This window comes from Arthrobacter sp. UC242_113, assembly GCF_044054585.1.
In the GTDB taxonomy this organism is placed as follows: domain Bacteria; phylum Actinomycetota; class Actinomycetes; order Actinomycetales; family Micrococcaceae; genus Arthrobacter.
The window spans coordinates 2,916,265-2,929,612 of sequence record NZ_CP171968.1 but is presented as its reverse complement, the minus strand read 5'-3'; the positions used below and the strand labels follow the sequence as shown (position 1 = coordinate 2,929,612).

The 13,348-nt window shown below is 68.1% G+C and carries 10 protein-coding genes; 5 read left to right on the top strand and 5 right to left on the bottom strand.

The window, feature by feature from the left end:
* Window positions 1–386: 386 nt before the first annotated feature.
* A complete protein-coding gene (gene proC, locus ACHMXB_RS13335) occupies window positions 387–1,220 on the top strand; it encodes a pyrroline-5-carboxylate reductase (RefSeq protein WP_395398965.1) in 834 nt (277 codons plus the stop codon).
* Window positions 1,221–1,380: 160 nt separating this feature from the next.
* Here proC and ACHMXB_RS13330 read toward each other — a convergent pair whose 3' ends face one another.
* On the bottom strand, window positions 1,381–2,067 hold the full coding sequence (locus ACHMXB_RS13330; RefSeq protein ID WP_003797805.1) for a TrkA family potassium uptake protein: 687 nt from the start codon (window positions 2,065–2,067) through the stop codon (window positions 1,381–1,383).
* Window positions 2,060–3,493 (bottom strand): TrkH family potassium uptake protein, encoded by a 1,434-nt coding sequence (locus tag ACHMXB_RS13325; protein ID WP_395398963.1) that lies wholly within the window; start codon window positions 3,491–3,493, stop codon window positions 2,060–2,062. The genes ACHMXB_RS13330 and ACHMXB_RS13325 overlap by 8 nt, the downstream gene beginning before the upstream one ends.
* Before the next feature lie 105 nt (window positions 3,494–3,598).
* Here ACHMXB_RS13325 and ACHMXB_RS13320 point away from each other — a divergent pair, with 105 nt between their 5' ends.
* Window positions 3,599–4,810, top strand: a complete 1,212-nt coding sequence (locus tag ACHMXB_RS13320) for an acetoin utilization protein AcuC (protein WP_395398961.1) — start codon at window positions 3,599–3,601, stop codon at window positions 4,808–4,810.
* Window positions 4,811–4,903: 93 nt separating this feature from the next.
* Window positions 4,904–5,557, top strand: a complete 654-nt coding sequence (locus tag ACHMXB_RS13315) for an ArsR/SmtB family transcription factor (protein ID WP_395398959.1) — start codon at window positions 4,904–4,906, stop codon at window positions 5,555–5,557.
* An 80-nt stretch (window positions 5,558–5,637) separates the two neighbouring features.
* Here ACHMXB_RS13315 and ACHMXB_RS13310 read toward each other — a convergent pair whose 3' ends face one another.
* Window positions 5,638–6,987, bottom strand: a complete 1,350-nt coding sequence (locus ACHMXB_RS13310; protein WP_395398957.1) for an alpha-hydroxy-acid oxidizing protein — start codon at window positions 6,985–6,987, stop codon at window positions 5,638–5,640.
* Between the two features lie 107 nt (window positions 6,988–7,094).
* On the opposite strand from ACHMXB_RS13310, the gene ACHMXB_RS13305 reads away from it, so the two are divergent.
* Window positions 7,095–7,805 carry a FadR/GntR family transcriptional regulator gene (locus ACHMXB_RS13305; RefSeq protein WP_395398955.1) on the top strand — a complete coding sequence of 237 codons (711 nt, stop codon included), beginning with the start codon at window positions 7,095–7,097 and terminating at the stop codon, window positions 7,803–7,805.
* Window positions 7,806–8,353: 548 nt separating this feature from the next.
* Window positions 8,354–8,944 carry a TetR/AcrR family transcriptional regulator gene (locus ACHMXB_RS13300; RefSeq protein ID WP_395398953.1) on the top strand — a complete coding sequence of 197 codons (591 nt, stop codon included), beginning with the start codon at window positions 8,354–8,356 and terminating at the stop codon, window positions 8,942–8,944.
* Between the two features lie 150 nt (window positions 8,945–9,094).
* Here the strand turns inward: ACHMXB_RS13300 and ACHMXB_RS13295 are convergent, their stop codons facing one another.
* A complete protein-coding gene (locus ACHMXB_RS13295) occupies window positions 9,095–11,110 on the bottom strand; it encodes a beta-galactosidase (RefSeq protein ID WP_395398951.1) in 2,016 nt (671 codons plus the stop codon).
* 24 nt (window positions 11,111–11,134) lie between these two features.
* Complete coding sequence (locus tag ACHMXB_RS13290) at window positions 11,135–13,210, bottom strand: DUF6807 family protein (protein WP_395398949.1); 2,076 nt, start codon at window positions 13,208–13,210, stop codon at window positions 11,135–11,137.
* Window positions 13,211–13,348 lie beyond the last annotated feature (138 nt).

Sequence of the window (13,348 nt, the reverse complement as noted above, 5' to 3'; positions counted from 1 at the left end):
GCAACCGACCGGCGCCGCGCCCGTCCCGAAGGACCGGCTCCATCACTCGCACCTGTGAGGCGTTTTCAACTCTAACGGGGGAGTATGGACGTTCTGGGGGATTTACCTGAAAGCCGGCTGGGAATCTGTCGGCCGCCGGACACCGGCTCAACGCAACGGGCCTTTAAAAGCAAAGACACCGACGGCCTGCTGCAGAAAAATGGGCAAAACCACTGCAGACCGTCGGTGCCTGACAAGCATCCCCATGCTTGCTTCATCACTCGCACCCTCAATGAGGTACTACCTAAGGTATGGGGCGAAGGTGTGTGAATGCTTCGACCAACATGTGCGCTTCCTGTGAATGGCCACGGTCTGCATCCGGCGCGATGAACTGCAATGATGGAGCAATGAGCAACCGAATCGCATTTCTTGGCTGTGGATCAATGAACGAGGCCATCCTGGGCGGCCTGTTGGAGAGCGGCACGGATCCCATGGAAATCGTGGCCACCGTCCGGCGCGCGGAACGGGCTGCCGAGCTGGCCGAACGGCACTCCGGCATCACGGCCATCGCCGGCAGCGAAGAACCCGACAACAACAAGCAGGCGGCAAAGGGGGCTGGCATCGTGATTCTCGGCGTGAAGCCCGTGGGGATCGCCGAACTGGCCCGCGAAGTCAGTGGCTCACTTTCCCCGGAGACGATCGTCATCAGCGTTGCTGCGGCCGTTTCCATCGCCCAGCTCGAAGCTGCCCTGCCCGCGGGCCAGCCGGTGATCCGGACGATGCCCAACACTCCGGCGAAGCTTGGCCACGGCGTGGTCTCGGTGTCTGCGGGCACTCACTGCTCGCCGGAGCAGCTCCAGCGGGCGAAAGACATACTCGGCGCGGTGGGAACCGTCGTCGAAATCCCGGAGGAGCAGGTGGACGCCCTCGGCGCCATCAGCGGTTCCGGTCCGGCTTACGCGTTCTACCTGGCCGAGGCCATGGCCGCCGCCGGCGTTGAACTGGGCCTTGACGAGGAACTGGCGCTCTTGCTGGCCCGGGAAACCGTGGCGGGAGCCGGCCTCATGCTGGCGGAACCCGGCGCCGAACCGGCGGCCTTGCGCAAAGCCGTGACGAGCCCGAACGGCACCACCGAGCGGGCGATCGCCACGTTCGATGACCGCGGCCTGCCGGCCATCATCGCCGCGGGCGCCCGCGCCGCGGCCGACCGCTCCGCCGAGATCACCAAGCAGCTCGGCTAGTCCCCGCCCGCACCTCTTGCATTGGAGTTTTTGTCCAGATACCGCGACTTAAAGGCCCTTTTGGGCCCAATATCTGGACAAAAACTCCCGACGGCGGGCGGTACGTTGGGCACGACGGCGGGAGGCGCCGTCGTCGGGCGTGTTACTTACCTCGCCGCCGCTACGGCCGGGCGGCGAACCGCTCCAGCAGGTCCACATGGCCGGACACGATCAGCATGTCGCGGGCGGACACCTTGGTCTCGGGGCGGGCGTACGTAAAGTCCTCGCCCGGGGACTTCACGCCCACGATGGTCACGCCGTACTTGGACCGGACCTTGGACTCGTCCAGCGTGAAACCGACCGTTTCACGCGGGGGATACATCTTCACGATCGCAAAGTCGTCGTCGAACTCGATGAAGTCCAGCATGCGCCCGGAGACCAGGTGCGCCGCGCGGACGCCGGCGTCGGCCTCCGGGTAGATGACGTGGTTGGCGCCGATGCGGGTGAGGATCTTGCCGTGCGAGGGCGTGATGGCCTTGACCCACAAGTGCTCGATGCCCAGGTCCACCAGGTTCACGGTGATGAGCACCGAGGACTCGATGGACGTCCCTACACCCACCACGGCCGAGCTGAACTCCTGTGCGCCCAGCTGGCGCAGCGCGTCGATGTTGGTGGCGTCCGCCTCCACGACATGGGTCAGAACGGGTGACCATTTCTGGACCAGGGACCTGTCGCGTTCGATGGCCAGCACCTCACGGCCCTGCTTGACCAGCTGCTCGGCCGTGGAGGAACCGAAGCGGCCCAGCCCGATCACCAGTACCGGCGCGTTGTGGGCGGGGCGGTTGGGAGCGCCTGACGAATTAGCCAATGATTGGCCTCTCTTCCGGGTAGTGGTACAGCTGGCTGCGCTGGCGCAGGGCCAGGGCAGCGGCAAGCGTGACGGTGCCGACGCGGCCTGCGAACATCAGGGCCGACAGCACATACACGCCCTCCGGCGGCAGTTCGGCGCTGAGGTTTGTACTGAGGCCGACCGTGGCGAAGGCTGAGATCGTTTCGAACAGCACCCGGTCGAGGGATGCGCCGCTGATGTGCAGGAGCAGGAATGCGGACGCGGACACCAGCGTTGCGCCGGCCACGATCACCGAGATGGCCACGCGCATGGTGCCCTCCGGGATGGTGCGGCCGTAAACCTTGACGTCCGCGTCGCCGCGGGCTTCGGCGATGATGGCCAGGAACATGACGGCGATGGTGGTGACCTTGATGCCGCCGGCCGTCGAAGCGGAGCCGCCGCCGGCGAACATGAGGGCATCCGTGAGCAGCATGGTGGTGGATTCCATCTGGTTCTGGTCCACCAGGTTGAACCCGCCCGAGCGCGTCATGACGGAGGCGAAGAGCGAGTGCGTGATCTTGTCGCCGAGATCCATGCCGCCGATGGTCCGGGCGTTGTCCCACTCCATGAGCGCCCACAGCACGGTTCCGGCCGCGAGCAGGATGAACGAAACCTGGATGGTGAGCTTCGTGTGGAGGTTCCACTTTTTCCAGTTCAGCCCGTTTTGCTGCAGCACCATGACGACGGGGAAGCCGAGGCTGCCGAGGAACACGCCGAGCATGAGCGGGATGAGGATCCAGAGGTCCGTTTCGTAGGGGACGATGCCATCTGAATGCGGGGTGAACCCGGCGTTGTTGAAGGACGAGATCGAGTAGAAGACGCCGTGCCAGACGGACTGCCAGAAAGGCTCGCCGAGGACCATGAAGCGCGGAATCAGGGCGACCGCGAGGACGGCCTCGATGACCACCGAGGTGGTGATGACGATCCGCAGCAGCGTACCCACCTCACCGAGCCGGCCCGCGTTGTTCATGGCCTCCTGGGCGATGAGCTTGCCCCTGACCCCCAGCTTCTTGCTCACCATGAGGGCCAGCAGCGAGGCCAGCGTCAGCGTGCCGAGGCCGCCGACGAAAATGCCGACCAGGATGATCAGCTGGCCGAAGAAGGACCAGTGCACGGCGGTGGACACCACGGTCAGGCCCGTGACACAGACGGCCGAGACGGCGGTGAAGAGGGACTGGTGGAGCGGGGTGAAGTCACCGGTTGCCGAGGAGGCCGGCAGCGACAGGAGGGCGGTGAAGAGGACGATGACCACCACGAACGCGCTCAGGGCAAGACGGGCCGGCGATGTGTTCGCAATGTCATCGATGAAGTCACGGATGCCCGTGAATATCCACAGGCCCTCACGCTCCGGCGGTGCGAGCTGCCAGCTGGCCGGGCTCTTGGACCTCGACTGGCTTTGGGTCATGTGCGGCTGTTCCTCGATTGACTCTGCTTCCTCCAGTAGTAAACCACTAAACACCGCGCCGTGGCCGGGCCTGGGAACAGACGGGGCTCCGGTAGCCTGTGAGTGATGACACTCCAGCCCGGACTCAGCCTCCCCGCACTGCCAACGACGGTGGTGTGGGACGCCGCCATGACGGCGTACAACTTCGGTCTTGGCCACCCTATGGCGCCGGAGCGCCTGGACCTGACAGCGCGGCTGGCCGGCAGCCTTGGCCTGCTGGATCTGGGGCACGTCACCCTGGCTGCCCCGGACGTGGCCGACGACGGCGAGCTCACCACCGTGCACAGCCCCGACTTCGTGGCCGCGGTGCGCCGGGCCAGCGACAACCCCGCCGCGGCGGACGAGTCCTACGGGCTGGGCACCGAGGACGATCCCGCGTTCGCCGGGATGCACGAGGCTGCGGCGCGCCTTGCCGGCGGCTCCCTCCTCGCGGCGAGCTCGATCCTGGACGGCTCGGCGGTCCGGGCCGTGAACTTCGGCGGCGGCCTCCACCACGCGTCCCGGGACCGGGCCAGTGGCTTCTGCGTCTACAACGATGCCGCATTGGCAGTCCGGAAACTGCTCGACGGCGGTGTGCAGCGGGTGGCATATATCGATGTCGACGCCCACCACGGGGACGGGACGCAGAGCATCTTCTGGGACGACCCCCGCGTCCTCACCATCTCGCTGCACGAAACCGGCATGTCCCTGTTCCCCGGCACCGGCTTCGCCAACGAGATCGGCGGCCCCGGGGCCCTGGGCAGCGCCGTGAACGTGGCACTGCCTGCAGGAACGGGTGACGCCGGCTGGCTGCGGGCGTTCCACGCCGTGGTCCCGCAGCTGGTGGGCGCCTTCGCGCCCGAGGTCATCGTCAGCCAGCACGGCTGCGACTCCCACCGGCTTGATCCCCTGACCCATCTCAACGTGAGTGTGGACGGACAGCGCGAGGCCGCCACCGCCGTCGCGAGCCTCGCCGCCCGGTACTGCGGAAACCGCTGGATCGCCACCGGCGGCGGCGGGTACCACATCACGGGCGTTGTGCCGCGGACGTGGAGCCACCTGATCGGCATCGCTGCTAACCGGCCGGTGCCGCTGCGTACCCCCGTGCCGGAGGCGTGGCGGACGTACGTGCAGGAGCGTTACGGCGTTGACACGCCGGAGAGCATGGGCGACGATGCCGACGTCTGGTGGCGGTCGTGGGAGGTGGGCTTCGATCCCAACGACGACATCGACCGGACCGTGATGGCCACGCGCAAGGAAGTCTTCCCGCTGTACGGCCTGGACCCTTGGTTCGACTAGTTCCTGGTTCGACTAGTTCCCTTTTCTTAACGGGGCCAGCCACGGACGAAATAGTAGATGCCATTCGGCGTATATGTCGCTAGGGTGGGTCTCATGGTGACAGACGACGTATTTGCCGTCATTGCGGAGGCAACGCGGCGCGACATTCTCGTGTCCCTCCAGTCGGGGGACAAAGCAGTGGGGGAGCTGGTCGAGGAGCTCGACGCCAGCCAGCCCACCATCTCCAAACACCTCAAGGTGCTGCGTGAAGCCGACCTGGTGAGCATGCGCGCGCAGGGCCAGAAGCGCTACTACGCGCTCAATCGCAAACCGCTGGCAGGTGTGGCCAGCTGGCTGGAGACGTTCGACGTCGGACGCGCGGCTTCCGCCGCGGCGTCACCTGACGCCGCACCCCAGGAGGCCGAGGAAGCCCAGGCCGGAGCTGCACGCGCGGCCGCCGCCTCCGCCGCAACGCCGGCCGGAAGTCCTGCGCCCGCCGCGGCCAGCCCCGCCGCGGAAGTCCCGGACGCCTTTGCCGCAACTGCCGCGGCACATGCCGGAAGCACGGCGGACGACGCGACCCACGCACACGGGCGGCCGGCGAGCGGCCAGCTGAGTCCCGCCGTCGTGGTACCCGGCGGACCGGTGCCCGGAAGCGCCGGCCAGGACGACACCGTCCCGCAGCAGATCGGCCGCACCGTGGGCCGCGCCGCGACGAAGGCCGCCGACCTGCTGGCCAACCTGCCCAAATTCGGCCGCAAAAAGTAACCGCACCCAAGTTCGTAGCAGCTGAGGGCGTTCTGAACCCTCAGAACGCCCTCACCTGCTACATAGTTGGGCCGGGGAGGCTACTTGCCGAGGATCCGCACGTGCTCCGGGGTCAGCTCGGAGATGCTGCTGACGCCGAGGAGCGCCATGGTGCGGGCCATGTCCTTTTCGAGGATCTGCAGGACGCGGTCGACGCCGGCCCGGCCGCCGGCCATGAGCCCGTACAGGTAGGCGCGGCCGATGAGCGTGAAGTCGGCGCCGAGGGCCATGGCGGCGATGATGTCCGCGCCGCTCATGATGCCCGTGTCCAGCATGATCGCGGCCTTGCTGTTGTCCGCCTTGAGCGCCTGGGAAACCTCCGGAAGCAGGTGGAAGGGGATGGGGGCGCGGTCCAGCTGGCGGCCGCCGTGGTTGGAGAGCACGATGCCGTCGGCGCCGTGGTCCACCACCTTGCGGGCATCGTCCACGGTCTGGATGCCCTTGACCACGAGCTTGCCCTTCCAGGTTTCACGCAGCCAGTCCAGGTCCTCGAAGGTGAGGGTGGGGTCGAACATCGAGTTGATGAGGTCGGCCACCGTGCCCGTGTACCGCGAGAGCGACGCGAAGGTGAGCGGCTCGTGGGTGAGGAAGTTGAACCACCAGGCCGGCCGGTAGGACGCGTCCAGGACCGTCTTCAGCGTCAGGGCCGGCGGGATGGTCATGCCGTTGCGGACGTCTCGGAGGCGTGCCCCGGCGACGGCGGTGTCCACCGTGACCATCAGGGTGTCGTTCCCGGCCTTGGCTGCCCGCTCAATCAGTTCGAGGGAGCGGTCCCGGTCCGTCCAGAGGTAGAGCTGGAACCAGTTCCGGCCGTTGGGTGCCGCCGCGGCCACGTCCTCGATCGAGGCGGTGCCCATGGTGGAGAGCGTGTACGGGATGCCGGTGGCCTCGGCAGCCTGCGAGCCCGCGTACTCACCCTCGGACTGCATCATCCGGGTGAAGCCCGTGGGTGCGATGCCTACGGGAAGCCTGGAGGGCTTGCCCAGAATGTCGGTGCTTAGGTCGATGCTGGACACGTTCCGCAGGATGCCCGGGCGGAACTCGATGTCCAGGAACGCCTCGCGGGCACGCCGCAGGGTGATCTCTTCCTCCGCTGCGCCGTCGGTGTAGTCAAACGGCGCCTGCGGGGTGCGGCGCTTGGCGATGTCGCGCAGTTCCCAGACGGTGCTGGCACGCTTGAGCCGTGCTTCCTTGCTGAACTCGGGCTTCTTGAACTGCATGAGCGGGGCAAGGTCCGAGTACCTCGGGATGCGGCGCTTCAGGGCTGCCGGAACTGCCGGAACTGCCGCGGCCGCCGCGGCGACGCCGGTGGCGGGCCGGGCGGCCGGAACGTCCGTCGCGTCCGGCGCCGGGGTGGTCTCGGGGTTGTTCGGCTGAATGGTGTGGGTCATGGCTTTCCTCCGTGGGCATGCCGCGGGATGCTGAACAGGAGCCTCCCCGCTGTGGTCTAACCACACTCTAGAGCATGTGGTCCAACCACATCAAGTACCATGGGGTCATGCGTACGCACCAACTTGTCCTGCGGTGGATCGAGGACCAGCTCTCCGGCGGCCAGCTCGCCGTCGGCGGCCGCCTTCCGGCCGAGAGGACGCTGGCCGAACAGCTCGGCGTCTCCCGCACGTCCGTCCGCGAGGCCATCCGGGTCCTCGAGGCCATGGGCGTGGTCCGGGCCGGCGTCGGTTCCGGCCCGGAGGCGGGAACGGTAGTGATCTCGGATCCGACGGCGGCGCTCGGCTCCGCGCTGCGGCTGCACGTCGCCACCCAGCACCTTCCGGTGGAAGACGTAGTGGAGACCCGCGTGCTGCTCGAGTCCTGGGCGGCCGCCCGGGCCCGGCCGGACGCCCCTGGACTAGACCTCGCCGGGGCCCTGCTCGACGACATGGACGAGGGGCACGGCGTCGACGACTTCCTTGCCCTGGATGTCCGCTTCCATCTGGCACTCGCCGACGCCGCCGGCAACGCCGTTGTCAGCGCCATGATGGGGTCGCTGCGGGAGGCCATCCAAGGCTACGCGGGGCAGCTGACCGCGAACCTGCCGGACTGGGACGCCACCGCCTCGCGGCTCCGGGCCGAGCACCGTGAGATCCTCGCGGCCATCCGGAAGGACGACGGCGGCCGGGCGGCCGAGCTTGTTGCCGCCCACATCCGGGGGTACTACAAAGAAGCCGGGCTGGGCCCGAAGGATTCGGACTCTCCCCGGCTTCCCTAGCCGGCCTGGGGGAGAGTTCTTGTCCAGATAATGGCCCCAACCGGGGCTTTAACTCGCGATATCTGGACAAAACTCAAAGCGAAGTGGGGTTAGCGGACCTCGACCTCCAGCGCCTGGAAGTCGTCCGCCGCGTGCCGGCCCACCAGCAGGCGGAAGGAGCCGCGCTCAACCTGCCAGCTCCGGCAAGGCGTGGGTGGACCAGACGTCGGCGCCGGTCAACAGCGTGACCTGCTGTTCCAGGCTCAGGCTTCCGGGCAGTTCGCGCAAGCGCGCCTCGGCCTCCGCCGACAGTTCCGCGTTTCCAACGCGGAAGATCTTCCGCCGAGGGCGATGACCGGGACCTTGACGGACGGTCCTGCGGTTGATGAGAGCGCGGGTGATGCCGCGGTCTCTTCGGATAGGGATTCGATGGCCACATTGCCTCCTGACGAAAAGTGGCCCACCGTTGGGCCCCGGAGAAAGCGTATCGCCAAAAACCTAGTGTGACTAGGTTTTGCCCGAAATTGACTTGCCGCCCGTGAGGCGGGGCCGTGAAATAAACTGTCGAGATGTCTCCCTCCAAGCCCCGCGGGCAGTACGCGAAAGGCGCCGAACGCCGCGAGCAGATCATCCAGACCGCCACCGATGTCTTTGCCAGCGAAGGCTTCGAGGGTGCGGCCCTCAAGCGCGTGGCCGAGCTCGTGGGGGTAAAGGAAGCAACGCTCTTCCATTACTTCAGCGGCAAGCAGGAGCTGCTGACGGCGGTGCTCGCCGAGCGGGACCGCCGCAGCAGGGATCTTGGCGGACTGACAGAATTTGGCCTACCGGTCCTGGCGAGCGTGGCGGAACGGAACGAGAAGGAGCCCGGGCTGACCACGCTCTACGCGGTGGCGTCGGCGACGGCCAACGACCCCGGGCACGCTTCGCACGGCTACTTCCAGGACAGGTACTCCCAGCTGGTCGAGGAGCTGGCGCTCGACATCGGCCGGCGCCAGGATGTGGGCGAGGTCCGGTCAGACGTCGCGGCGGAGTCACTCGCCCGGCTGGTCATCGCCGCGTTCGACGGCCTCCAGCTGCAGTGGCTGTACGACAAGAAAGTGGACATGGCCGGCGGGCTGACGGAGCTCGTCGACGTGCTCCTGGTCCCGGCAAAGCCCTAGCCCCCTGGCGGACCCCAAACCCGGCTGCACCTTTAAAATCGGCAGCTGAGCACACCCGAGGCAAGGAGTTTTTGTCCACTTGTCACGACTTCGGGCCTGTAGAGGCCATTATCTGGACAAAAACGCCAAACTCCTGGACAAAAACTCCGGTCAGTCCTCGGCGATCACGGCCACCGCCCCGCCGGGAACCAACCCGCCGAAACGGCCGCCGCCCAGCAGTTCCTCGCCGTCGGCCTTTACCTCCGCGTCTTCCCGGCCGTGGTTGATGGCGAAGAGGAAACGGCGCCCGTCCGCCGTGACCCGCCGGGTGAGTTCGACGCCGGCAGCGGCCTCCGCGGGGGCCGCCACTCCCGCTTCGGCCAGCAGCCTGTCCACCAGCTGTTCGATGCCGTCGCGGTCGGGGAGCGTGGCCAGGTACCAGGCCGCACCGCGGCCCGCGGTCCGACGGGTCAGGGCCGGCACGCCGGAGAGCGGGTAGCCGGTGAAGGTGGCCAGCGCCTCGGCCCCGGCAAGGTGGACGTGCTCGCTCCAGACCCGGCCGGTGGTGCCGTCGCTCAGAGTCACCTGCCCGTCCTCGAGCAGCGGGTGGAACTCCTCGGTCCGGATGCCCAGCACCTCCCGGAAGGCGCCGGGGTAGCCGCCCAGCCGGATGTGGTCGCGTTCATCAACGATGCCGCTGAAGTAGCTGACCAGCACCGTCGCACCGGCTTCGGCAGCGGCCGCAATGTTGGCCGCGGCGTCATCGGTGACGCAATAAAGAGTGCACACCAGGACCAGGCTGTAACCGGAAAGGTCCGCAGCCGGGTGGACGAAGTCCACACCCACGCCGCGCAGGAACAGTGAACGATGGAACGACCGGATCAAGTCCAAATACTTCACGTCCTCGCTCGGATGCGAGTCCAGTTCGCCGGCCCACCATGCCTCGTAGTCGAACACGATGGCCACCCGGGATTCCACGGTGGAACCCTTGACCGGGCCCAGCCCGCCAAGGGCTTCGCCGAGGGCCACCACCTCCCGCCACACCCGGGTGTCGCGCCCGCCGTGCGGCACCATGGCCGAGTGGAACTTCTCGGCACCGGCAACGCTCTGCCGCCACTGGAAGAACATGACGGCGTCCGCGCCGCGGGCCACATGTGCCAGGGAGTTGCGGAGCATTTCGCCGGGTATCTTCGGCTGGTTGCGGGCCTGCCAGTTCACGGCCGAGGTCGAGTGTTCCATCAGGATCCACGGCCGGTTGCCCGCGACGCCGCGGGTGAGGTCCGCGCTGAACGCCAGTTCGATTTCCCGCTCCGGATCTGCGGCCACGAGGTAGTGGTCGTTGGCCACCACGTCCAGGTCCTTCGCCCAGTCGAAGTAATCCAGGGACTTGGTGGCGCTGGACACCATGAGGTTGGTGGTGGCGGGAACGTCGGGGGTCACCTCGCGGATCACCGCCAGCAGGCTCCGGTAGTAGTCCATCAGCGCCCAGGAGCTGAACCGCTGGAAGTCCAGGCGCTGCGTCGGGTTGAGGGTAGTGGGGGCGGCCCGTGGCGGGATGATCTCCTCGAACGAGGCGTAGTGCTGGGACCAGAATGCTGTTCCCCAGGCCCCGTTCAGTGCCTCGATGCTGCCGTAGCGCTGCTCCAGCCAGCGGCGGAAGGCGGCGGCGTCCTCGTCGCCGTAAAACTCTGAAACGTGGCAGCCGAGCTCGTTGTCCACGTGCCACAGCGCCAGCGCCGGGTGGCCCTTGTACCGTTCGGCCAGTTTCCGGGTAATGCCCGCGGCATACCGGCGGTAAACAGCGGACGACGGCGAGTAGTGCCGCCGGGAGCCGCGTTCCAGTACGGTGCCCTCCGCCGTTACCGGCAGGACCTCCGGATGCTTCCGCACCAGCCAGGCCGGGGGAGCGGCCGTGGCCGTGGCGAGGGCAACCCTGATCCCCGCACCGTCCAGGCTGTCCAGCACCTCGTCCAGCCAGGCAAAGTCGTACTCGCCTTCACGCGGCTCGAGAAGTGCCCAGGAGAAGATGGCCACGCTGAGGAGGGTCACCCCGGCCTCCTTCATGAGGTCGATGTCCTCAAGTCGGACGTCGGCCGGCCATTGTTCGGGGTTGTAGTCCCCGCCAAATGCGAGGCCGGGGCCGCTGTTCCAGGACGGGGCAGGGGGAGAGGGCTCTGGAGCGGACATGGGACTCCTTTGTCGGGACGGTGGTCAGCCTCTTCCAGTGTTACCCGAAGCGACCAGGGATGCGACGGCGGCCGGCGACAGTTCGCCGTCGCACACCCACACGCTCAGGCTCCGTTGCAGCGATTCCCCGGCAGCCAGGGCCACCGGCTTGTCCCAGGCCAGGGCCGATCCGACGCCGGGGTACCCGGAACTGCGGACAAACCAGGGATCGGCGGACTCGGCCGGGGCGCTGAACACGAGGGTCGCGGGCTGCCCGGACCGGACGCCGGGAACTTCGCCAAAGGATGCGGTCCACGCCAGCCACGGCGCCACGGAACCGTGGACGGCCGGTTCGCCCTCGGCGTCGCACGTGAAGATGCGGGCGCCCTTGCAGGCCGGAAGGCGCCAGAAGAAGCCGCCGTAGCCGCTGCCCGCGGCGCCGTTGGAACCGGGGCTGCCCAGCGAGAGGTCGACGACGGCGGTCAGTTCCGTGCCCAGGTCCAGGCGCCACACGCGCTCGCCGAGCACCTCATGGCCGAGCGTGCGCCGTTCGGTGAGCAGGGCCTGTCCGTCCGTGCCGAGCCAGCGGAGCTGCCGGGTGGCGGGTCTGTCCGGCTCGCCCGCAATGGAGGGGAGCAGTTCGATCCGGCCGTGGTCCTGCCGGGAGACGTACGCTCCGGCGGCGCGCGTGAACGTCCTGCCGCCCCAGAAGTTGGTGCCGTTGACGTCCTGGAGCGCGAAGCCGGCGCCGAGATGCCACGGGTGGTCGGCGGGGAGATGGTCCGTCACAACGGTTCCGCCAAGCGTGGCGACGGGGTGCAGGTAGGGCCGCGGCGATAACCGCGCGTTAAGCCGGGCGCCGGTGCGCTGGACTGCGAGCGGACGGCCGCCGTCGTCGAACAGCACTGTGGCGGCGGCAGGATCAGCCGGCCGCGCCCACGGCAGGGCCAGTTCGCTGAAGGTGGCGTGGGCGCCGATGGCCCGCTCCAGGGCGTCCTCGATGCCCGGGATCACCGCACGGGCGGCGTCGCCCTCGCCCTCCCAGCGCACGTAGCCAGGCGTAACCGGCGCCGGCGGCTCGGCCGTGCGGACGGCCTCGAGCACCAGCATGAACGCGCCGGAGTCGTTGAGAGCGCTGGTGAGTTCTGTGTCCCCGGCGAGGTGTTCCAGCAGGTTTTCGGTGAGGTCGTCGCGGCCGAACTCCAGCGAGCGCTCTCCGTCCGAGGTGCTGACGTGCAGCCGGTCTTTCGTGTAGTGGAAAACGGCCGTTCCCTCGGAGCCCTGCAGGGTGATGTACGGCTCCACGGACTCCGACGCGCAGAGCGTCAGGGCGCACGTAATCGGCAGGCCGGCGGCCGTGCGGATCCGAATGACCGACGTGTCGTCGGCCTCGATGTCGTTGGCGCGGTACAGGTCCGTCTCCGCGGAGGCCACGTCCTCGACGGTCCGGGCGCCCGCGATCCGCAGGGCGGTGGCAATGGCGTGCGCCAGGGGATTGGTGGCCACGCCGTCCACCACGTCCATGCCATCCATGCTCCGCTGGCCGGCCCACCGGGAACGCTTGTAGTAGGCGCGGTCCCGCACCCAGCGCCCGGTCGCGCCGATTCCCTGCAGAGTGCCGATGGTGCCCTCCTTGAGGAGCTTGTCGATGGCCGCCAGTGCCTGCGATCCGAGGCTCTGGAAGCCGATCTGCACGCTGCGCCCGGATGCTTCAGCGGCCTCCTGCAAGTGGCGGAAGTCGGCCAGCGATGCCACCGGGGGTTTCTCCAAATATAGGTCGGCGCCGGAGGCCAGGGTGGCCAGGGCCAGAGGGGCGTGGGTCTGGATGGGGGTGGCCACGATGACCACGTCCGGCCTGTGGCTGCCCGCCAGGAGGGACTGCAGGTCAGGGTGGACCGCCGTCGTGTCCGGCAGCGCCCCCGGGGACGGCGGGTTCGGGTCAGCCACGGCCACGAGTTCCACCGCGCCGGCCTGGGTCAGCCGTTCGAGGTTCTTCAGGTGGTGGGCGCCGAAGCCGTGGACGCCGATCAGCGCGACGCGGGCGGGACCGGCGCGGCGCGGAGAGGCGGCTTTGGCGGCCGGCAGGGTTGGCGGGCCGGGCTGCGTCAGAGGGGTATCCATGGTGCTCCTGTCCGGCGCTGCGGTGCTGCGCGACGCCATCGTCTACCGTCACCGGGAGCGTGTGCGTCTGCCTGGGCAAGCGCTTTCCCGAGTTCTAACACCCAGTGTACTCCCTGGCCGTGGGTGCCGGGCTGGGGG

Excerpts from the sequence above, each read along its gene's own strand:
- ACHMXB_RS13325 (WP_395398963.1), bottom strand. The coding sequence starts at position 3,493 with ATGACCCAAAGCCAGTCGAGGTCCAAGAGCCCGGCCAGCTGGCAGCTC.
- ACHMXB_RS13315 (WP_395398959.1), top strand. The coding sequence starts at position 4,904 with ATGGTGACAGACGACGTATTTGCCGTCATTGCGGAGGCAACGCGGCGC.
- ACHMXB_RS13290 (WP_395398949.1), bottom strand. The coding sequence starts at position 13,210 with ATGGATACCCCTCTGACGCAGCCCGGCCCGCCAACCCTGCCGGCCGCC.
- proC (WP_395398965.1), top strand. The coding sequence starts at position 387 with ATGAGCAACCGAATCGCATTTCTTGGCTGTGGATCAATGAACGAGGCC.
- ACHMXB_RS13300 (WP_395398953.1), top strand. The coding sequence starts at position 8,354 with ATGTCTCCCTCCAAGCCCCGCGGGCAGTACGCGAAAGGCGCCGAACGC.
- ACHMXB_RS13310 (WP_395398957.1), bottom strand. The coding sequence starts at position 6,987 with ATGACCCACACCATTCAGCCGAACAACCCCGAGACCACCCCGGCGCCG.
- ACHMXB_RS13295 (WP_395398951.1), bottom strand. The coding sequence starts at position 11,110 with ATGTCCGCTCCAGAGCCCTCTCCCCCTGCCCCGTCCTGGAACAGCGGC.
- ACHMXB_RS13320 (WP_395398961.1), top strand. The coding sequence starts at position 3,599 with ATGACACTCCAGCCCGGACTCAGCCTCCCCGCACTGCCAACGACGGTG.
- ACHMXB_RS13305 (WP_395398955.1), top strand. The coding sequence starts at position 7,095 with ATGCGTACGCACCAACTTGTCCTGCGGTGGATCGAGGACCAGCTCTCC.